Origin of the sequence: Rubellimicrobium rubrum, assembly GCF_006152115.1 — a bacterium.
In the GTDB taxonomy this organism is placed as follows: Bacteria; Pseudomonadota; Alphaproteobacteria; order Rhodobacterales; family Rhodobacteraceae; genus Rubellimicrobium; species Rubellimicrobium rubrum.
In genome coordinates, this window is sequence record NZ_VDFU01000013.1 from 98,153 (window position 1) to 117,886 (window position 19,734).

Genomic DNA, 19,734 nt, shown 5'->3' on the forward strand with positions numbered 1-19,734 from the left:
GCCGCTCCGTCGTGAGACGAAGGTCAGCCGCGCTCGTAGGTCGCCTCGACCAGCCGCAGCGCCGAGAAGAAGCCAGTTTCGGGGTCCACGTACTCGCCTAACTCCAGGATGCCGCTGGTTCGCATGGGGACGTTGAACGGAATGGGGTCCACGATGCGTCGCGTGTAGACGGGCAGGATGTCGTCGGGCCAGGTTTGGCCGGGCTCGCAGAAGGGGCACACGGCCGTCGGCATCTTCGTCAGGACGAAGAACGTCGATTCGGCCTTGAGCGGCGGCGCCATGAAGCCGTTCACGATGATGCGCTGGCCTTCGCTGGCAAGGGCCAGGTCCGAAAAGCTCGTGTCCTTGTTGTACAGGTCGCGCAAGCGGATGGTCCCGTCCTCCTCCTGCGCGGACGCGGCTTGCGAAACGAGCAGGAAAGCGGGCAAAAGAACGAGGAAGCGGCGGCGGTCCATGAGCTGTCCTCCATGCAAGAGCTGAAAAAGGGTGACGGGCCCCGCCGGGGCGGGAACCGTCGTTTCGGCACAGGACGGTCCCGCCGAGCTCAGTTGCCGGTCGCGCCGTCGCCAGCCTCTTCGCCGGCCTCGGCGTCGCCCTGGGTGGGCTCCGTAGCACCATCGGCGGGTTGAGCCGAACCGGCCTCACCTCCCGTCGCGGTGTCGGCCCCCTCCGCCGCAGTCGCTTCGTCGGCCGCCTCCTCGAGCGGCTCGGCCGTCGCGTCGTCCGGCAACTCCTCTGCGGCGTCCTGCGCGTCATCGCCGACCTGATCCTCTGCGGCGCCTTCCTCTGCGGCGGGGGCCGCATCATCGGCGACAGGATCGCCCGAGCCGGCGGCCGGCGCGTTCACGTTCAACGCACCCAAGGCCGCAGCCGGGATGCCCTCGCCACCCGTCATCGCGTGCAGCATGACGTGGAAGATCACGTTCTGCTCGATCACCCCCCCGACGAGGTGAGCCCAGGGACCGCGGGCGAAGGCCGCAACATCCGCACCCGAATGCGTTTCCGACCCCATCGGAATCAGCGCCTGCTGAAGGTAGTCCGGATCCGTGGCCTGCTCCTGGGTGACGTTGGGCCGCGTCCCGAAGAAGCTGCCATCCGCCTGCTCGATCATGACCGATCCGGCGCCATTGAGGTATCCCACGACGCTGAACGGCTTGCCGTCATTGGCCAGCACCGGCTCGCCCGTATGCTCCTCGCCGGCCGGATCGACGTCCATGCAAAGCCCCGTGATCGGCGTCCCCCGGCCGCAGTAGCCGTTCAGGGCGATGGCGTGGCCGTGGTCGGCGGTCACGATGATGAGCGTCTCGGCCGGATCGGTCAAGTCCATGGCGGTCTGGACGGCCTCGGCGAAGGCGACGCCGTCGGTCACGGTTCGGTGGACGTTCCCGGCATGGTTGGCGTGATCCACACGCCCGCCTTCGGACATCAGGTAGTAGCCGTTCTCGTTCCGATCGAGCGCCTCGATCGCGGCCGCCGTCATCTCGGCCTGGGTCGGCTCGCCCGTGCGGTCATGCGCGTACTCCATGTGGCTGGCCTCGAACAGCGCAAGCACGGGGGCGTTGCCGGGGGCCGCCAGCGCCATGAACGTCTCGTCATTCCAGGCATACTGGCCGCCTGCCGCGATGACCTCCTCCACGAGGTTGCGCCCGTCGGTGCGCAGTCCGGGGTCGCCCTCCTCGTCGGTGACATCCGCCGGGAGGAAATGCGCGCGCCCCCCACCCAGGGCCATGTCGATGACTCCGGCGTTCATCTGGGCCACGAGCTGCGCCGCGAGGTCGGGCTGATTGCAACCCTCGGGGATGAAGGTGTTGTCCTCCCAGTCGCGGTTGGCCGTGTAGCCATAGACCGCGGCCGGGGTGGCATGGGTCAGGCGGGCGGTCGACACGATGCCCACCGACTTGCCCATGGCGCTCGCGATCTCCGCCAGGGTGGTGAGGCGACCCTCGACCGCCGCCTGGCAATCGTCGACAGCCACGTCGGGATGCACGTTGATGACGTCGTTCTTCATCTTGACGCCGGTGTTCATAGCGGCGGCGGTGGGGGCCGAGTCGGGCGTCTGGCCGTTGGTGGTGTAGGTCTTTACCAGGGCCGTGTGCGGGAACGTCTCATGGGGGAGGACGTGGTCATCGCCCAGCCCCCCGGCCTGCTGGCCAGCAAAGATGCGGGTCGCGTAATTGGTGCTGACGTCGTTCCCGTCCGCAACGAACAGGATGACGTTGCGCGCGGTGCCGGTGTTGGACTGAAGGGCGAGCATCTCCTCGACGGTCCCCTGACCCGCGATGAACCACTCGTTCTGCGCCTGGACGAGGTCCTGGGCTCCGGCCGTCGAAGCCAGGGTGGCCGCGGCGATGGCGATGGCAGACGTTCTCATGGTGTCTTCCTCCCGAGGGCTTCCGATGAGCCCTGCCCGAAGACTCTAGGAGCGGCGCTGCCATTGTCTCGCCCAGCCCGACGAAGGCGATCATAACGGCATTCGGGCCGGCCAAGTTCCGCTTCAGCCGCAGGATCGCCCACCGAACGGCATGGGCCTATAGCCGCGCGTGTCACAGACGTCCCCGCAACTGGACGGGCCGGGATGCGACAGCCCCCACGGACAGCCCGACGCGGAGTCTCAGTTGAGCCGCAAGCCCGTTCCCGGGCTGAAGAGGTGCACGGCCGCAGGCGGAACGGAAAGCCGGACCACATCCGGGACATCCTCGCCGGCAGGCCAGTTGGACACCAGGGGCTGGCCATCGATCCTCCCGTGCACAAGCCGCGTGGCCCCCAGCTCCTCGACGTAGTCCACCCGGACCGAGAGCGCGTTTGCGGCGGTGCCATCCGCCCTCACGAAGTCTTCGGGGCGGATGCCGACGGTCACTTGGCCACTGCCCCCAACCGGGCTCGACAACCGAGCCCCGCCGACGCGCAGGTCGCCGCCGTCCTGCTGCGCCGCCAGGAGGTTCATGGCCGGCGCCCCGATGAAGGCGGCCACGAAGGTGGACGCAGGCCTGCGGTAGACCTCCAGCGGCGCGCCGATCTGCTCGATCCTGCCTCCGTTGAGCACGACGAGGCGATCCGCGAGCGTCATCGCCTCCATCTGGTCGTGGGTCACGTAGATGGAGGTCGTGCCCAGTCGCTGCTGCAGGTGGCGGATCTCGCCCCGCATGCTCCCACGCAGCTTGGCGTCGAGGTTGGACAGAGGCTCGTCGAACAGGAAGACCGCCGGCTCGCGAACGATGGCGCGGCCCATGGCCACGCGCTGGCGCTGCCCGCCCGAAAGGGCGCGCGGCTTGCGATCAAGAAAGGGCCCGATCTCCAGGATCTCGGCCGCGGCCGCCACCCGGCGCGCGATCTCGGCCTTGGGCATCTTCCGGTTGGTGAGCCCATAAGCCAGGTTCTGTCGGACGCTCATGTGCGGATAAAGCGCATAGTTCTGGAAGACCATGGCGATGTCCCGGTCGGCGGGCTCGATGTCGTTGACGACGCGATCGCCGATCCGGATGGTGCCGCTGGTGACGGTCTCCAGCCCCGCGACCATGCGGAGAAGCGTGGACTTGCCGCAGCCCGACGGTCCAACCAGCACGAGGAACTCACCATCGGCGATGTCGATCGAAATGTCGGTCACGGCCGGCGTGCCGCCGAAGTAGGTCTTGCCCACGCGGTCGAGGGTGATGGATGCCAATCTACTTCTCCGCCTCGATCAGGCCCTTCACGAAGAGCCGCTGCATTGCGATCACGACCAGCACCGGCGGCAGCATTGCCAGCACCACAGCCGTCATCACGTAGTTCCACTGGGGCACGGCATCGGCCACGTCGGCCATCCGCTTGATGCCGGCGACGACGGTGTAGTAGCGCGCGTCGGTCGTCACGAGCAGCGGCCAGAGATACTGGTTCCATCCATAGATGAAGAGGATGACGAACAGCGCGGCCATGTTGGTCCGCGACAATGGGATCAGGATGTCGCGGAAGAACTTCATCGGCCCTGCCCCGTCGATGCGCGCGGCCTCCATGAGCTCGTCCGGGATCGTGAGAAAGACCTGCCGGAACAGGAAGGTCGCCGTGGCCGAGGCGATGAGAGGCACAGTCAGCCCCGCATAGGAGTTCAGCATCCCCAGGTCCGCCACGACCTCGAAGGTCGGCACGATTCTGACCTCGACCGGCAGCATTAGGGTGATGAAGATGATCCAGAACGCCAACTGCCGGAACGGGAAGCGGAAATAGACGATCGCGAAGGCCGAGGTGATGGAGATCGCGATCTTCCCGAGCGCGATAACCAGGGCCATGATGAGGCTGTTCGTCATCATCAGACCAAGCGGCGGCGCCCCCGAGCTGGAGATGCCCTGCCCCATCATGGCCGCATAGTTCGCCCCCGCCTGATTGCCAGGCAGGAGGGGAATGACCCCCGAGGAGAACGCCGTGGAAGGATGCGTCGAGGCGATGAGCGCCAGGTAGACGGGAAAGGTGACGACGGCCACCCCGAGGATCAGCACGACATGGGTGAGGACGTTGAGGAAAGGACGGTGCTCGACCACTGGGTCAGTACTCCACGCGCCGTTCGATCCAGCGGAACTGGATCATGGTCATGGTGATGACGAGGGCCATGAGGATGACCGACTGCGCCGCCGAGGACCCGAGGTCCAGCTCCAGGAAGCCGTCCTCGTAGACTTTGTAGATCAGGATGTTGGTGGCCTGGTTGGGACCGCCTTCGGTGGTCGCGTGGATGATCCCGAAGGTGTCGAACATCGTGTAGACGATGTTGACCACTAGGAGAAAGAAGGTCGTGGGCGCCAGCAGCGGGAAGGTGATCGTCCAGAAGCGCTTGAACGGTCCCGCCCCGTCGATGGCTGCCGCTTCGCGAAGGGAGGCCGGAATGGCCTGGAGCCCCGCCAGGAAGAAGAGGAAGTTGTAGCTGATCTGCTTCCAACTCGCCGCGACCACCACGAGGATCATTGCATCCGAGGGGCGCAGGCTGTGGTTCCAGTCGTACCCGACGCCATTGAGCAGGTAAGGCAGGATGCCGATAGTGGGATTGAAGATGAACCACCACATGATCCCCGCGACGGCCGGCGCCACGGCATAAGGCCAGACCAGAAGCGTCGTATAGACGCGGGCCGTCCGGACGACCCGGTCCGCCGCTACGGCAAGAAGCAGCGACAGGCCCATCGACAGCACCGCTACCGCGATCGAGAAGACGACCGTGACCTGAAGCGAGTTCAGGTACTCCTCGCTGCGAAACAGCGCCCGGTAGTTGGCCAATCCCACGAAGTTCGTCGACAGACCGAAGGCATCCTCCCGCAAGAAGCTCTGCCGCACGGCCTGCCCCGCCGGCCATAGGAAGAAGACCATCGTGATGAGAAGCTGGGGCGCCAGCAGGAGCCAGGGCAGAAGGCGTCCACCGAAGACGGTCCGTTTCATGCGTCGGTCCTGTCAAGAAGCGGGAGGCCCGCCGAGGCGGGCCTCCGGTAGCAAGGGAATGAGCGGGCGTCAGTTGCCGGACGTGGTTTCGAACTCCCGCAGAAGGGTGTTGCCCCGCTCCACCACCGCATCAAGCGCGCCTTGGGCGTCCTCGTCCCCCGCCAGGAGCGCCTGGAACTCCTCGTCGATGATGTCACGGATCTGGACATAGCTGCCGAAGCGCAGGCCCTTGGAGTTCTCGGTCGGCGCGTTCAGCGTGATCTGCTGGATAGAGATGTCCGTGCCGGGATTGGCCTCGTAGAACCCCTGCTCCCGCGACAGGTCATACGCGGCTTGGGTGATCGGCAGGTAGCCCGAGAACTGGTGCCAGTCGGCCTGCACCTCGGGCGAGGACAGATAGGTGAAGAAGTCCGCGACGCCGCGATAGACCTCCTCGTCCTTCCCCTGAAGGACCCAAAGCGTCGCGCCCCCGATGATCGAGTTCTGCGGGGCCCCTTCCACGTCGGCGTAGTAGGGCAGCATGCCGTAGCCCACCTCGAAGGCGGTCGCATTGGCGACGACCCCGGCCCGGCCTGCGGAAGAGTTGAAGTAGATCGCGCATTCCTGGCTGTAGAATTTGGGGGGCGCGTCGTCCCCGCCGCCGGGCCCGCCATATTGGAAGAGCCCATCGTCCTGCCAGCGGGCCAGGTTCTCCCAGTGACGGACCTGAAGCGGGCCGTTGACCGACAACTCGGCCCCCAAGCCACCGAAGCCATTCTCCAACGTTCCGATCGGCTGGTTATGCCAGGCAGACAGGTTCTCGGTGTGAATCCAACTGATCCAGGCGGTCGTGAAGCCACAGGGGGCCGCGCCGGACTCGATGATCTGGCGCGAGAACTGCTCCAGCTCCTCCCAAGTCTTGGGCGGAGTCTCGGGATCCAGGCCGGCAGCCTCGAATACGTCCTTGTTGTAGTAAAGGATCGGCGTCGAGGAGTTGAATGGCATCGAGAGCATGTTGCCCTCGGTGTCGGTGTAATAGCCCACGACGGCCGGGAGGAACGCGGCGGGATCGAACGGCTCGCCCATGTCCGCCATCAGCTGATAGACCGGATAGGTCGCGCCCTTCGCCGCCATCATCGTGCCGGTGCCGACCTCGAAGACCTGCACGATGGCCGGCTGCTCGCCTGCACGGAAGGCCGCAATCGCGGCGGTCATGGTTTCGGGATAAGTGCCCTTGAAAGTCGGGACGACCGTGAACTCCTGTTGGCTGGCGTTGTAGCCGGCCACGATCTCCTCAAGCTTGGCGCCGTTCTCGCCGCCCATGGCGTGCCACCAGTGCACCTCGGTCTGGGCGGATACGGCGGAAGCAGCGGCCATCAGAGCCAGCGTCGAGGTTGCCAGAATGCGGACCATCGTGTCCTCCCAATTGACTAATTCTTATGTTCTTGGGGATGATCGTGACGGCCGCACGGAGATTGTGTCAAGTTTTTATGACAGTAACAGCTTGGCAAGTGACCCATGGTCACCGTCGGCTACCGAAACCCTCGGCCTTGATCGTCGCCCCGCCACCAAGTCCAGACGGTACCGGCTCAGGCGGGTGAGTGCCGATCTGGCCGTCTCCCGGCATTCCGCACGCGGGCGGTCAGAGACGCGCAAGGTCACGGCCAGAGCCATGGGCCAAGGCGGCTCGCTTCCAAGCCGCGCTTCGTTCATCGGGCCTGAACGTAACACATCCTGGATCGCCACCAGCCGGAGCGGGAACGGACACGCCGGCCCGGGGCGGGGCAGCATGTCCAGATGGATCCCCTGCTACGGGGCATCCCTCCACCGCCCGTGACTGGCGCAAGAAGCGGGCCCAAGGCCCTCGCATGTTGCCGCAGCGGAGCCGATCAGGGGGTGAGCGGGTGGCAGTATGCCGCACCGCCGCCGTGGACGCCCGTCATGGAGGTGGCCGCCCGGACGCACTCGGTCCCCGTATCGAGCCGAAGCACGACGCTGGGCACCTGGGTGTTGCGGGTCAGGACCACGAGCATATGGGGACCGGGCAGCATCTGATCCTCGGGAAAGTTGGACAGGCCCTGGATCGGGTCATAGACCCAGATGCCGGCGGTCACGAGATCGGCGGGCGCGATGCTACGGCCAGGATCATCGCCAAGAAGGCGGTCGAGGACGCCCTGTGCCTGCGCGCCCTGGCTCCAGAGCGTCAGTGCCATCACGCTGGCCGCAAGGGTCTGTCGAGAAATGACGATCATGTCGGTTCTGCACCTCGGCTGAGTTGTTCGAGCCGTCATAGCACGACCTCGGGGCGAGGGGGCCATCCCCGTGGCCCTCTGCCCGGAAGGCATCCACAATAATGACCTATTCGCGATGCCAGCCCCGCGAAGGGCGCACGACTCCAGCACTCTCACGTACGCGCACTCCGGGCCAAACCAACGTCTTCAGCAACGCATCACCCTAAGGCCACCTCCAGCGCGTGTTCATGCGGGACAACTCCCGTTCCAGAGAAAGAATGAGCTGGACCGCTATCGCCACGCCCCGTCCGACTGCGAAGTTGCCCCTGTGATTACCGGGCGGGCGCTCGTGCTCGCGATCACCGGCAGCGTCTTCAACCCCGGGGCCCCGTCACTCTCGACCCAGTCGACAAGCTCCTGCCTGAGCCGCACCTCGGTGGCGGGGTCGCCCAACTCCGGGTTGCCGCAAGGGCAGTGGTAGAACCCCGAGATGATGGAAAACCGGGAAAAGGACTGCACCTCCTCGAACCCTCCAATCGTTTCGACGACTGCCCTGTAGCAGTCGACCGTGCTGATCGGCGGAATGCCTCATCGGACCAGCCAAGATACAGGATCAGCCTGCCACCCGTGTCGCGGAAAGCCGCCAAGTATGGGTCATTGGCGTTATGGACCGCACCAAACTCCTGCAGGCCGTCGTGCTCTGCCCCGCTGAACTCGACGTCGGACAACTCCATGTCATCCGCCCGCTCTCCAGCGTGGCCGTGAGGCGACAATGCCCCAGAGCGAGGCCACCAGCATAAGTGTTGTCGGATTCCTGAGCCTCGTCGTCGGGCTGAAGCAGCCAGGTGACCCACGCGACCTCGGATCCGAAGGGCTGCCCGCCGCTGTAGAGCCTTAGGCCCTTGGCATGGATGGCGAAGGCCCTGTTCTGCCGACGACGTCGATGCGAGCCGCGCCTTCTTGGGTGGAGCTTCACTCCCCGATCCGAAGCGCGATCCATATGGTATGCCGGGCACCGCGCTTGGTGCGCCCGGCCCTCACGGTCCGGGCACTGACGTCGAAGCCGCACCGGGCCAGCCGCTTCGAGAAGCCGTCATCCGGGGCGGCGGACCAGACCGCCAGGACGCCGCCCGCGGTGAGTGCCCGACGCGCCGCACGCAACCCGCCCTCGCCGTAAAGCACGTCGTTGTCCGGACGGGTCAGACCGCCGGGCCCATTGTCGACGTCCAGCAGGATCGCGTCGAACCTGTCCGTGCCCTCTCGGATCGCTTCGCCGACGTCGCCTGTCCGCACCTCGACCCGAGGGTCCGAGAGGCAATCCCCAAAGACCTCGGCCATGTGCAGCGACGCCCAGCCGACAAGTTCGGGCACGATCTCCGACACGATCAACCGCGCGTCCGCAGGAGCCATGGCCTGTGCGGCTCGAAGGGTGAATCCCATGCCGAGTCCGCCGATCAGCACCCGGGGCGCCGGCCGGCCAGCCAAGTGGTCGAGGGCCAGCGTGGCAAGTGCCTCCTCGGAACCGCCGAGCCTGCTGTTCATCAGCTCGTTCCCGTCCCCGAGCCGGATCGAGAACTCGTTCCCTCGCCGCAGCAGCCTGAGCGTGTCTCCTTGGGGCGCCGTCGCCGTCGCCAAGTTGATCCAGGGCAGCATACCGAATGTCCTATCGCTGAAGCTGACCCACAGCGTACCTCACCCTGGGAGCCATCAGAAGGTGCGGTGCCCCGACGGGGGAGGATACCGGCGAAACCGGAAGGAAAGCCTGGCACCGCTGGCGATCGCACCCGACCAGCCGGGGTTCAAAAGATCGGCTTCCCTGGCTGACCGATTATGGCGAGAAGACCCGCCCGCGCGAGGGGCAGCAGCCCTGGTCCGAGAGCCTGCATCTTTCCGCACCACTCAGTCGGGATCAGCAGCCTGGCCAAGGGCAGCGCCCAAGGCCGCTCATCGTCGCGGATGCGTGATCGACGCACCAGCGCGAGCAGCAGGAGGGCAATCCAGACACCGATCTGATCTGCGCCGCGAACATGGCCCGCAACCCGTCCAGCGGGACCGGACCGTTCTGTAACTCGCGCCGCGGTGCCGGACTCGTGCAGGGGCCTCCCGACCCGCTTGGGCGAACACAAGAACCGCCCCGGGGACAACGCCGCAAGGCGGATGATGTCAGGACCGGTCCTGGAGGACCGCGAAGTGCTGCATCAGGGTCTGCCGCGTCGTGATGCTGCCCCTGCCCCGCTCAGATCAAGCTTGCCGAGCCCCACCCGCGCACAGGACGTTCGGCCCCCCGTCCTGAGCGACCTTAACTCGATATGGTCCATTCCAGGGAAAGACCGCCCAAGACGGAGTACCGGTCATGCGGCGTATTCCTCCAGTTTGCCACTGTGCGCTGTCCAGTCGCATCACGACGCCTGGACGCATCAGGGTCAGGCGCTCGCTCAGTTCTGCCACCCTGGCTGGCAGAGAAGCGAAGCTTCGAACTGGCAGTCCTGATCGGGCGGCGTGTAGGACAGCCAATCGACCTGCATGACGAGCGGCCGTTGCGGGTCCACGAACGGCCCCATCCAGTCGGTCAACGTTCGTGAGTTCCAGTGCGAAAGGTAGATCTTCTGCGGTGTCTGCGGCAGGTCCGGCCCGGCTGCCGTGTGCACCAGTTCGCCATCGACGAACCATCGGATTTTGTCGGGCTCCCAGACGAAGGAATAGGTGTGAAAGTCCGAGTTTGACGAGATCCGCAACGGCACGGTGGCGCCATAATGGGGTTCGCCGTCCTTGTAGGTGTTGACGTCGAAGCTGCCGGTGTCGCGCGTCAGGATCTCCACGTCGATCTCGTCATGCGGTTGCTCGTGGACGGGACCGATGTAGGTGAAGAAGGCGGCATTCACGCCCGACCCCTCATCCGTGCGGATCCGCGCCTCGTACGTGCCGTAATGGTATCGGGCCTGCGTCTGGACCTCGGCGCATAGCCAGTCCTCCGATCCGGCCTCGGCAGGCGACAGGGTCAGCCGCAGCACGCCATCTGTCACGTCCACCATCCGCGACGCCCAGGTGCAAGCCATCCAGCCGCCGTTGGACCACCCGTCCGAGACATACCAGCGGGCTGGGTCGAGCGGGGCCGAGAAGTCTTCACGAAAGGCCTGTGTCGACGGCGCATCCTGCGCAACGAGCGGCAAGGGACCGAACAAAGCCAGAAGGATGGAAGCAAGGACGGCGGTTTTTGCAGGCCGTGGGGGCAAAGCGGGGCACACGGGGCGCGGGAAATCAGTCAAGGAACCTCCTGATCTGTCGTGCCCGCTAGCCGCGGGCCTGGCGCGTCCGGAGACTGTCCGGCAGGGCTGATCATGCATCGCGCGGCCCCCAAGAAGGTCGTGGACCGCCCGACGACGATGGCTTGAACCGGGAGGCGGCGCGTTGCAAGGCTCCTTGCACGGCAACAGGCTCCCCAGGCCCGGTCCTGTCTTCGCCCAATCGTTCCCAAATCCTTTGGCCGGCGCTTTGGGCATCCTTGGTGCGGCCCCCATTCATGAACCGGCTTTGATTCAGGATGTGAACGTTCTGCCTGCAAAGACCGGGGGATCTGCCGTGCGATGACGACGCTGCACGGGCACCATTGCAGGCTTCCGCGGCAGGGCGCACCGGGCTTGCTCTTGCCTTCCCGGATCGGCGCGCGACGCGCCCGCCCACACGGGTTCCGCAACAGGGCCAATATGATAGACACGCGATGGCTACCTGGCGGAATCAGTGCACCAAGGAAGAATTATGTCCCTAGTATTGGTAAGGACGCCGACATACCGGCGTCCGGAGTTGCTCAAGCGCGCCATGCGATGCCTTCAGGCTCAAACCCATCAGGAGTGGGTTTGCGAGGTCCGCGACGACTGCCCCGACCAGAGTGCGCGGGCTGCCGTGGAAGAGCTAGGCGACCCCCGCATTCATTACATCGCGAACCGACCGCAGAAGTTCTTGGTCAAGAACCTTGACGACTGCTTCCTCCGCGAAAATCCCTACGGTGCCGAGTACTTCTATTTGTTTGAAGACGATAATCAGGTGCGCCCGGACTTCATGACGCGAGGCATCGAAATCCTCAAGGGAACGGGGCTCTCGATCTGCCAGATCAATCAGGAGATCGAATACAAGACCGGCACCGCAGAAGCGCACGCTGAAAATTACGGCATCTTCGACGGAATATTCGACGAGCGCATCTACCAACCCAAGGAACTACGCCTGGGGCTCTTTGGTGGGGTGGGAATATCCAATGGCGCGGTATTCTGGTCCCGGAATATCCGTGTCGAACTGGCCTTTCGCATGGATACCATTCCCGCGCTCGATGAACCCATGCGGACCTACATGGTGAATGAGCCTGTTTACATCTACCGCGACAAGTTGGCAGTCTGGGCGAAGAATGAGGAGTCCACCACGAGAAATCTGGGTGTCGACAAGAGATGGCTGCGGCGCGAGCTCGATCTCAAGAAGTCCCTCAATGCCCTGCGGCGCGCCGTCTGGGAAAGAACTCCCACGAAAATGCGCGACGAGTTCCTTGATGGAGGAATTCTACGCGTTTCCAAGGAGGATCGCTTCGAGCCCTTACGGAAAGCTGGCATCCGAGTGCCCGGCGCCTACTCCGACCTCGGGGTCAAGGGTCAACTGAAAAGGTTGATCGTCAGCCAGCTCGGCCGCGAGCATCCCTCCATAGCCACCTGCATTCAGCGATCCTCGGACTGATACGTCACTCGGTCCTGCCTGACAGCGGCCCACCAAGGGCTCAGCGCGATATCGACCCCGGTCTAGCAGTCTCATGCGTCATTCCAAGCGCTTGACTGAAGCTGGGAACGAAGCCCAGGTCACGAGCATCGGCGATCACTACGACAGCACCTCCGCCGCGATGATCAGCAGGCGAAGCCAGAAGGCTGCCGACGGCTTCCGGTGCAGGCACGTGTGATGGCCACCAATCGGCGCGACGCGTGGACCAGGAACACAGGCCCGCGTCTTTCCCCACTTCCATGTCACTCCCAGCCGTAGGCTACACGGGCTGATCTGAGACAGTTCTTGGGGACGTTCTGTCCATAGTTCTGGGTTTGGAGAGCATCCCCCGATGCCCGCGAGCGGATGCTTCGGAGGGTTGGAGCAGCAAGCGGACTGCCCGACTGGAACGGCGGCTCACCCTGACACCGACCGGAGTTCGACAGGCCCCTCGATCGGCGTCATGCTTGGTCCATCTCCTCGCATGAGTTCAGAATGCGGGCTAAGGGTGCGATCGGCGCATGCTGGGATCCGCAATTCCAAGGAGACAGGGCATGGCACGTGTGGTTGTGATCGGCGGCAGCGGCCATGTGGGCACCTATCTGGTGCCTGCCTTGGTGGAACGCGGACATGAGGTGATGAACGTCAGTCGCGGGCAGGCCGCTCCCTACCGCGCGCACGCTGCCTGGGCGCGGGTCGAGCAGGTCGTGGCGGACCGGACGGCAGAGGAGGTCCTTGGACGCTTTGGCCCGCGCATCGCGGAACTCCGGCCTGACATCGTGGTCGACATGATCTCGTTCGACCTGTCCAGCACGCAAGGGCTGGTCGAGGCGCTGCGCGGTCGGGTGGAGCACTTCCTCCATTGCAGCACGATCTGGGTTTACGGCCACAACGCCGCCGTTCCCGCCACCGAGGACGATCCGCTCAATCCTTTCGGCGAGTACGGCACCACAAAGGCTGCCATCGAGACCTGGCTTGTGGCCGAGGCGCGGCGCACGGGCTTTCCCGCGACCATCTTCCGGCCCGGTCACATCGTCGGGCCCGGCTGGGTGCCGCTCAACCCGGCGGGTAACTTCAACGTGGACGTGTTCTCCCGCATCGCACGAGGCGAGGAGTTGGTCCTGCCCAACCTCGGGCTCGAGACGGTCCACCATGTCCATGCCGAGGACGTGGCACAGGTGATCCTTCGCGGCATCCTCCACCGCTCGGCGGCGGTCGGAGAGGCGTTCAACGCCGTTTCGCCCCAGGCCTTGAACCTGAAAGGCTATGCCGAGGCCATGTTCCGCTGGTTCGGGCACGAGCCCCGTCTCAGGTTCCAGCCCTTCGAGGAATGGAAGCAGACTGAGAATGCCGAGGACGCTCAGGCCACGTGGGAGCACATCGTCCGCAGCCCATGCCACTCGATCGAGAAGGGCCGTCGTCGTCTGGGCTACGAACCCCGTTGGAGCAGCCTGCTTGCCGTTCAGGAGGCTGTCGCGGCACTGATCGCGGCGGGACGGGTCAGCGGGCCGACGGGCTGGGCCTGAAACCCCCGCCCCTGCCCTACCGCGCAGGATGTAGCAGGGCCTAGGCGAAGTAGGCTCTTCAGCCAGCCCGTCTCGTCGCTACTGCGGCGAGAACTGGTCCTCGCAAGCGGCACGTTCCCCTAAAAAGCTACGCAGGCCTCTCCCGAGATCTGGTCCGTCCTCCATGCCGAGCGAGGTTTGCGTCAAAGCTCCCGAGGCTCCAGCGAAGCTTAACGCGACAGCGACGGTTGAGCGGGAGGGCGCCTGCCCCGTGCAGGCCTTGGCGCCCGGCAGGCACGCTCCACATCGGAGGCAGCATGACGATGATCCTGTCCACCATCGGCTATGAGGCCGCGACCTTGCCCGAGGTGATAGGGACACTGCGGACTGCGGGCGTGGAAGTCGTCCTGGACGTCCGTGCCGTGGCCGCCTCCCGCCGTGCCGGGTTCTCGAAGACGATGCTGCGCGCGTCCCTGGAGGCCGAGGGCATCGGCTACGAGCACCTTCGGGGTCTCGGCACGCCCAAGCCGGGCCGTGACGCGGCCCGCAAGGGGCGCATCGGGGAGATGGAGACGCTCTTCTTCGAGCATATGGCGACCCCGGAGGCGCAGGATGCGCTGGCCCTCGCCGTTGCCATCGCCCGCGAGCGCCCCGCCGCGCTATTGTGTTATGAGGCCTGCGCCGCAGGCTGCCACCGCCGGATCGTCGCGAATATGATCCGCAAGGCGACCGGCTGCGAGATCCGGGACCTCTGAGGTAGACCGACACGCAAGCGCGAGGGTCACGGCTTCGCTTGGACCGACGTTCGGTCGCACCAGCCGGAAGCTCTTGATCGGATATGCGCGCGATGGCCGATTGCACCGACCCCTGATCCGCGACCTCGGTTTGCGAGCGCCCCGTCCCCATGTTGCACAGACGCTCTGGGTGCTTCCATGCTCCTCCCCCCGGGGGGACAGATCGGCATTCCGCCTCATTCGCCGATCGACTGGACGTTGGCTCGGCTCAGCTCGCCATACGGATCGTGTCAGGCCTCAGGCCCCGACCCTTGATAGGCGCCTGGGACGCAGCGGGCTTGTCCTGAATGCGCGCCAGATCCTGGATGACGTTGTTGATCTGGGTGGTGCCGACGGACTGTTCGCGGCAAGCGGCCGAGATGGTTGTCACCAGGTCGGAGATCTGCCGCACATTGGGAACGAGTGCGGCCATTTGGCTGCCACCCTCCTCGGCCACGCTCACCGCTTCGGATGCAAGGGTCTGCATGTCCGTCGCTGCAACCGTTGCCCGCTCGGCCAGCTTGCGAACCTCGTTGGCAACGACGGCAAAGCCGGCACCGCCGCTGCCGGCGCGAGCCGCCTCGATCGCGGCATTGAGGGCCAGCAGATCGGTTTGTCGGGCGATCTCCTTCAGGATCTGAATGCGCTCTGCCATCAGCCGCATGGAGGACACTGTCTGCTGGACAGCCCGTCCGCTTTCGTCCGCGCCTCGTGCCACTTCGGATGCGAGGGCTTCGGTGCGGGCCGCACTCTCCGCAGTCTGGGCAGTGTTGCTGGTCATTTCCTCCATGGCGGAGGACAGGCGTTCGACGGCGGTCGCCAGCGTGGTGCGAGCCGCGTCGGATTGATTGCGCTGCTGCTCGAGGGCCTCGATGTAGGTGGAGATAGCGAGTTCCATGTCCAGCACCGCCAGGCTCACGAGACTGCTGATGGCACCAGCAGCTTCCTTGGCGCGGTCCTTTCGGTCCCAGAATCCACCCGCCATCAGCGTAGGCAGAACGTCACGGATGAGGTGGCCCAGGACCAAGCCGTATCCGCCCAGATACCACTGCGGCTCCAGCCCGATCCGGGCGTGGGTCTGCCCGATCCGCCGCGCCCTTGCGACATACTCCTCATCCAGCCGCTCGCCGAGGAGGTACTCCCAGTGACCGGCCTGGGCCGCCTTCATCCCACCCAGCCGTGAGCCGTCGGGCAGGAAGCGATTGGTCTCTGGCGTGCTTTGCAACTTGTCGTAGAAGACCTCCAGAGCACGACCGATGGCTTCGCGAAAGACCGGCAGATGCGCTCGGGTGTCAGCCAGTTGACCCTCGGTCAGCCCCATGAAGGCAAATCGGTCTTCCAGGCTCAGTTCGGGCTGCATCGCCATAGCTCCTCCATGCAGAGATCCGAACCTTCTCTGGAGCGTTCTGATTGACGCAACGTGAATCCGGGCTCGCGAGCAGTTCACCAAGTCCTGCGGATTGTCTTCAAGTTCTGGGCCAAGGACATCCAGCATCCCGTTCGCTGCTCCGGTGTCCCGCGCCACACCGGGCACTGAGACCTAGCCAGCTGGGGCCGTAGCCGCGACGGGTTGCGCAGACGACTTGCCCCTTCGGTCGCCAGTGTGTCCGGGCCGGGATGTCAGCCCCCTGCCCGGCACACCGCAGCTTATCAAAGGCTCGCCCCCGGTCCGGCTTCGTGCGTGATGGCCGGTCGAGCGCTCCCAGGCAACCCGTCCCAATTGCCTTGAGGCCTAGAGGATCCCATTCCTTGCCTCGGCAGCGCAGGCCTCTTTCCAAGATGGCCATTATTGCCTTTGGGACCATGGCGGTCGCATCACGCCCACCGACCGCCTTTCGACACTGACGGGCTTCTCAGGCGCCGTCCGCCTTGGCGGCTCCATAAGGCTCATCCGGTTGGAGCTGCGCCAGCAGGTCCGGCAGCACCATGCCGTCGACTTGTGGGCTCGTCCTGAGTTCCACGGCCGGGATGTCCCTTGTCGCCGTGTCCATGGGCCTGTGGACCCCTGCGCCCTTGCTGCCGCCGTCCAGGGCCGTGCCGCTGCACCTGCCAGTCGCCACCTCCCCCATCGTCACGCTCGCGTCTCGACCAAGCAGGTCCAGACCGACGCGTGAGCGGCGGCAGGGCACCTGGATCGTGACAGGTTGCTGCTTCCGGCAGTGTATGAAGACCTTCGGCACCGGCCAGTTCAGACCCGCCGTCACCGGCAGGCTCCACATCATGCCGATCGCCTGACGAAGCGCCATGCTGATAGGCCCCTCGAATGCTCACGCAGAACTGAATGGCGGCGTCGGAGTCCGTTTGGCGTCTACCAGGCCGACCGCTCCTGGTTGCAGGCGACCTTATGTCGCTGTCCAACCAGACCGGCAGGAAGCCACGTCGGTCCAGCGCATCCTTGTACTCGGACCAGCTCGTTGCACAGATCGACCAGGGATGGGGCTGCTCATGCAGGCAAGGCAGTGCTCCTACAGGAGACCCCGTCGCGGGCTCCGTACAACGATGCTGGGCCGAAGGGATAGGCAGCGGATATGGGCCAGACCGCAGTCCCGACGGATAGAGTGACCCCCATGCCCTCAGTTCGCCTCGATCAGCAGGTCGGGTAACCTCAGGCCCGCAGCAGCTCTTGATGCACGAGTTCCCTGGCATGTTCTGCTGAACCGAACCGCGCCGTGAGTTCCTCGGCGGGCATAGGCTTGGCGAAGAGGTAGCCTTGGAAGGCATCGCACCCGATCTCCCGAAGATGGCGGAGTTGCTGCTGGTCCTCCACGCCCTCGGCGATGCATTCCAGCCGCAGGGACCGGCAGAGTGCTACGACAGCCGATAGAAGTTCACGGCCCGAAGGCTCGCTCGCTCCTGATACGAAGCTTCGGTCGATCTTGACCTTGTCGATGGGCAAGCGGTGAAGATAGCTCAGGCCTGACTGACCGGTTCCGAAGTCATCCAGCGCAATCCGCGCGCCCAGTGCCCGCAGGCGGCGCATGCCATGTTCCGCCGCAGGAAAGTCGCGCAGGACCGCCGTTTCGGTGAGTTCGAACACCAGACGGGAGGGCTCTACCCCAGAGCGCTGGATAACCGCTGCAAGCCCCGTGACCGCCTCTTCCGAGGCCAGGTCGTGTGCCGACAGATTGAATGAAAGGAGAATGCCGGACGGCAGACGCTCAAGGGAGGCCAGAGCCTTTTCCAGAAGCATGAGCGTGATGCGATGGATGATGCCGGCCCGCTCAGCGAGGGCGATGAAAACGTCGGGCCGCACCTGCCCGATCTGAGGGCTGGTCCAGCGCGCGAGAGCCTCTGCGGCCAGGACGGTACCACGCTCCACGTGAACGATGGGTTGGAAGTGGACGTCCATCTCAGCGTCGAGGTCGGCGGCTTGCAAGGCCGCCTCGACGGCCCGCTCGGAGCGGATCCTGCGCTCGTGCTTCGCCGAGTAGAGGACCGAGACACCCCGATGCTCGCTCTTGGCGTTGTACAGGGCGTAGTCTGCCGCGTCATAGAGGGACATGGCCGTGCCGGAAACGTCACGTGTGGTGGCGATGCCGCAGGAGGCGCCGATCGAGACAGTGATGTCGCCCAGCCTGAACGGGCGCGAGAGCGCGTCACACGCTCTGACTCCCAGATCGCAAGCGGCCGCGCCATCACTCTCAAGGAGGAAGCCGAACTCGTCTCCTCCCAAGCGCGCCACCAAACAGTCCGAGTTGAACACATCGCGCAAGCGTTGGCCGACTGCTTCCAGCAGCTGATCGCCAAGCAGGTGACCAAAGGTGTCGTTAGCCGCCTTGAAGCGGTCGAGGTCGATGAGGCCCAGGGCAAGTTCCCGCCCTTGCGTCCGGCAGGTTGCTACCTCCTCGTCCAGTTCGGAAAAGAAGAGCCGGCGGTTCGGCAATCCAGTGAGCATGTCCGTGTGGGCCAGGAGAGTGACGTCGCGGTTCAGCCTGGTCGTTTCCCCCTGCGTTCGGATCAGCTGATCGAAGCCGCGGAAGCTGTTCAGGAGGACCCGGATCATGACAAGCGTCACCAGCAGGATGTTCAGCCCGATGGCTGTATAGATCCTGTCTCCGGAGGACAGGTAATACACCAGGAAGGAGACGGTCACGATGGTGGTGATCGCGAGCGCGGCCTGAGGCAGGTGCATGAGGCAGAAGATGCATCCAATCACCGTGACTGCGATGAATATGGCGACATGAGCATGCTCTCTGTCGTTGCCGTAGCCGTTCAGAGCCAAGGACCAGGCGATGTAAGCGATCGCCAAGACCGAACCCAAGACCGTCGTGCGGCGAAGCATATGCAGGGCCTGACCGGCATCGGCCACGTGCTGAGGTCGTCTCGTCCAAGTCACGAGGCGGACAAGGCTCACGGTCACCAGAACAGCCGGAACCCAGATCGTCATCCATCCGGGGGCCACCCCAAGGTGGGTGTAAGCCACGGCTACCGCGTTGACGCTCAGCAAGGCGTACAGCATCGGGATCTGCCGCTGAACTTGTCTGTACTGAGCAACGGCAAGGTCCGGGTCCACGGACCGCAGCGTTAGCCAGCCTAGAATGCGCTTGGCCATTTGCATGCTGCTCCTCCCGACATGGGTGCAGCATCCCATCAAGAAGTAAAGGAACGTTTAGGGTCGAAGATCCGCACTGTGCGCCGGACCACCGTGCGAGGCCCTCGATCTATCGCACCCCGGATAGTTCCAGCCGCTGCCGCTCGCATCGCGAGCCGATCTCGACGTTCCTGTCGAACAGAGTGCCTCGCTCGATCATGCGCCGGCAGCCCACCGCGCAGTTGGCGGAAGGCCCGCTTCGATCGGGCGCAGCGCCGGGGTTCGGCCCCGGATCGTCAACCCCGCGCGCTGCCCCACGACGCGCCTGCCATCGCAGACCAGATGCTCCAGCGACTGCATCCCGCCACGCCGGGCCGCACGTCAGGAGCGATGATGGATCCCCGACAGCCCACCGCACGCTATGTGTCATCACGAAGTCCTCACGCCCGTTCAGCAGCGTAATCCCGTCGCCCAAGGCTGGGATGTACTCCGCCTTCGGTACCGTGCGGGACGACAGTGACAAGGATTGTGTCAGATAGAATATACCCCAACGCGGCAGCGGCATCGGACACCGGTACGCGTCCAAA

16 protein-coding genes are annotated in these 19,734 nt (G+C 65.0%); 3 read left to right on the top strand and 13 right to left on the bottom strand.

Annotated elements, in window-relative coordinates; genetic code table 11:
- Positions 1 to 23 precede the first annotated feature (23 nt).
- The 10 genes from FHG66_RS12065 to FHG66_RS12115 all read right to left on the bottom strand — a co-directional run bounded on the left by FHG66_RS12065 (position 24) and on the right by FHG66_RS12115 (position 10,870).
- Positions 24 to 455, bottom strand: coding sequence for a hypothetical protein (locus FHG66_RS12065; RefSeq protein WP_139077086.1), 432 nt, complete (start codon positions 453 to 455; stop codon positions 24 to 26).
- 89 nt (positions 456 to 544) lie between these two features.
- Entirely contained in the window at positions 545 to 2,371 is a 1,827-nt protein-coding gene (locus FHG66_RS12070; RefSeq protein ID WP_139077088.1) for an alkaline phosphatase, read from the bottom strand.
- Positions 2,372 to 2,611: 240 nt separating this feature from the next.
- Positions 2,612 to 3,661: a sn-glycerol-3-phosphate import ATP-binding protein UgpC gene (locus FHG66_RS12075; protein ID WP_139077090.1), complete on the bottom strand. Its 1,050-nt coding sequence runs from the start codon at positions 3,659 to 3,661 to the stop codon at positions 2,612 to 2,614.
- A gap of 1 nt (position 3,662) precedes the next feature.
- Complete coding sequence (gene ugpE / locus FHG66_RS12080) at positions 3,663 to 4,511, bottom strand: sn-glycerol-3-phosphate ABC transporter permease UgpE (protein ID WP_139077092.1); 849 nt, start codon at positions 4,509 to 4,511, stop codon at positions 3,663 to 3,665.
- 4 nt (positions 4,512 to 4,515) lie between these two features.
- Positions 4,516 to 5,394 (bottom strand): sn-glycerol-3-phosphate ABC transporter permease UgpA, encoded by an 879-nt coding sequence (gene ugpA / locus FHG66_RS12085; protein WP_139077094.1) that lies wholly within the window; start codon positions 5,392 to 5,394, stop codon positions 4,516 to 4,518.
- 69 nt (positions 5,395 to 5,463) lie between these two features.
- The gene (gene ugpB, locus FHG66_RS12090; protein ID WP_139077096.1) at positions 5,464 to 6,786 is read right to left on the bottom strand and encodes a sn-glycerol-3-phosphate ABC transporter substrate-binding protein UgpB; all 1,323 of its coding nucleotides are present in this window, start codon (positions 6,784 to 6,786) and stop codon (positions 5,464 to 5,466) included.
- Between the two features lie 476 nt (positions 6,787 to 7,262).
- Positions 7,263 to 7,625 (bottom strand): hypothetical protein, encoded by a 363-nt coding sequence (locus FHG66_RS12095; RefSeq protein ID WP_139077098.1) that lies wholly within the window; start codon positions 7,623 to 7,625, stop codon positions 7,263 to 7,265.
- Positions 7,626 to 7,895: 270 nt separating this feature from the next.
- Positions 7,896 to 8,123 carry a hypothetical protein gene (locus FHG66_RS12100; protein ID WP_425471736.1) on the bottom strand — a complete coding sequence of 76 codons (228 nt, stop codon included), beginning with the start codon at positions 8,121 to 8,123 and terminating at the stop codon, positions 7,896 to 7,898.
- Between the two features lie 453 nt (positions 8,124 to 8,576).
- Positions 8,577 to 9,257: a spermidine synthase gene (locus FHG66_RS12110; protein ID WP_139077102.1), complete on the bottom strand. Its 681-nt coding sequence runs from the start codon at positions 9,255 to 9,257 to the stop codon at positions 8,577 to 8,579.
- 782 nt (positions 9,258 to 10,039) lie between these two features.
- On the bottom strand, positions 10,040 to 10,870 hold the full coding sequence (locus tag FHG66_RS12115; RefSeq protein WP_176556233.1) for a family 16 glycosylhydrolase: 831 nt from the start codon (positions 10,868 to 10,870) through the stop codon (positions 10,040 to 10,042).
- A gap of 490 nt (positions 10,871 to 11,360) precedes the next feature.
- Here FHG66_RS12115 and FHG66_RS12120 point away from each other — a divergent pair, with 490 nt between their 5' ends.
- The 3 genes from FHG66_RS12120 to FHG66_RS12130 all read left to right on the top strand — a co-directional run bounded on the left by FHG66_RS12120 (position 11,361) and on the right by FHG66_RS12130 (position 14,598).
- The gene (locus FHG66_RS12120) at positions 11,361 to 12,320 is read left to right on the top strand and encodes a glycosyltransferase family 2 protein (protein WP_139077106.1); all 960 of its coding nucleotides are present in this window, start codon (positions 11,361 to 11,363) and stop codon (positions 12,318 to 12,320) included.
- A 572-nt stretch (positions 12,321 to 12,892) separates the two neighbouring features.
- A complete protein-coding gene (locus FHG66_RS12125; RefSeq protein ID WP_139077108.1) occupies positions 12,893 to 13,864 on the top strand; it encodes an NAD-dependent epimerase/dehydratase family protein in 972 nt (323 codons plus the stop codon).
- A gap of 296 nt (positions 13,865 to 14,160) precedes the next feature.
- Positions 14,161 to 14,598 (top strand): DUF488 domain-containing protein, encoded by a 438-nt coding sequence (locus FHG66_RS12130; protein WP_218013835.1) that lies wholly within the window; start codon positions 14,161 to 14,163, stop codon positions 14,596 to 14,598.
- 247 nt (positions 14,599 to 14,845) lie between these two features.
- Here the strand turns inward: FHG66_RS12130 and FHG66_RS21600 are convergent, their stop codons facing one another.
- The 3 genes from FHG66_RS21600 to FHG66_RS12145 form a co-directional block, all read right to left on the bottom strand.
- Complete coding sequence (locus FHG66_RS21600; RefSeq protein ID WP_176556234.1) at positions 14,846 to 15,976, bottom strand: globin-coupled sensor protein; 1,131 nt, start codon at positions 15,974 to 15,976, stop codon at positions 14,846 to 14,848.
- A gap of 493 nt (positions 15,977 to 16,469) precedes the next feature.
- Positions 16,470 to 16,862, bottom strand: a complete 393-nt coding sequence (locus FHG66_RS12140) for a hypothetical protein (protein WP_139077110.1) — start codon at positions 16,860 to 16,862, stop codon at positions 16,470 to 16,472.
- A gap of 359 nt (positions 16,863 to 17,221) precedes the next feature.
- Positions 17,222 to 19,168, bottom strand: a complete 1,947-nt coding sequence (locus tag FHG66_RS12145; protein ID WP_176556235.1) for a putative bifunctional diguanylate cyclase/phosphodiesterase — start codon at positions 19,166 to 19,168, stop codon at positions 17,222 to 17,224.
- Positions 19,169 to 19,734: the final 566 nt, after the last annotated feature.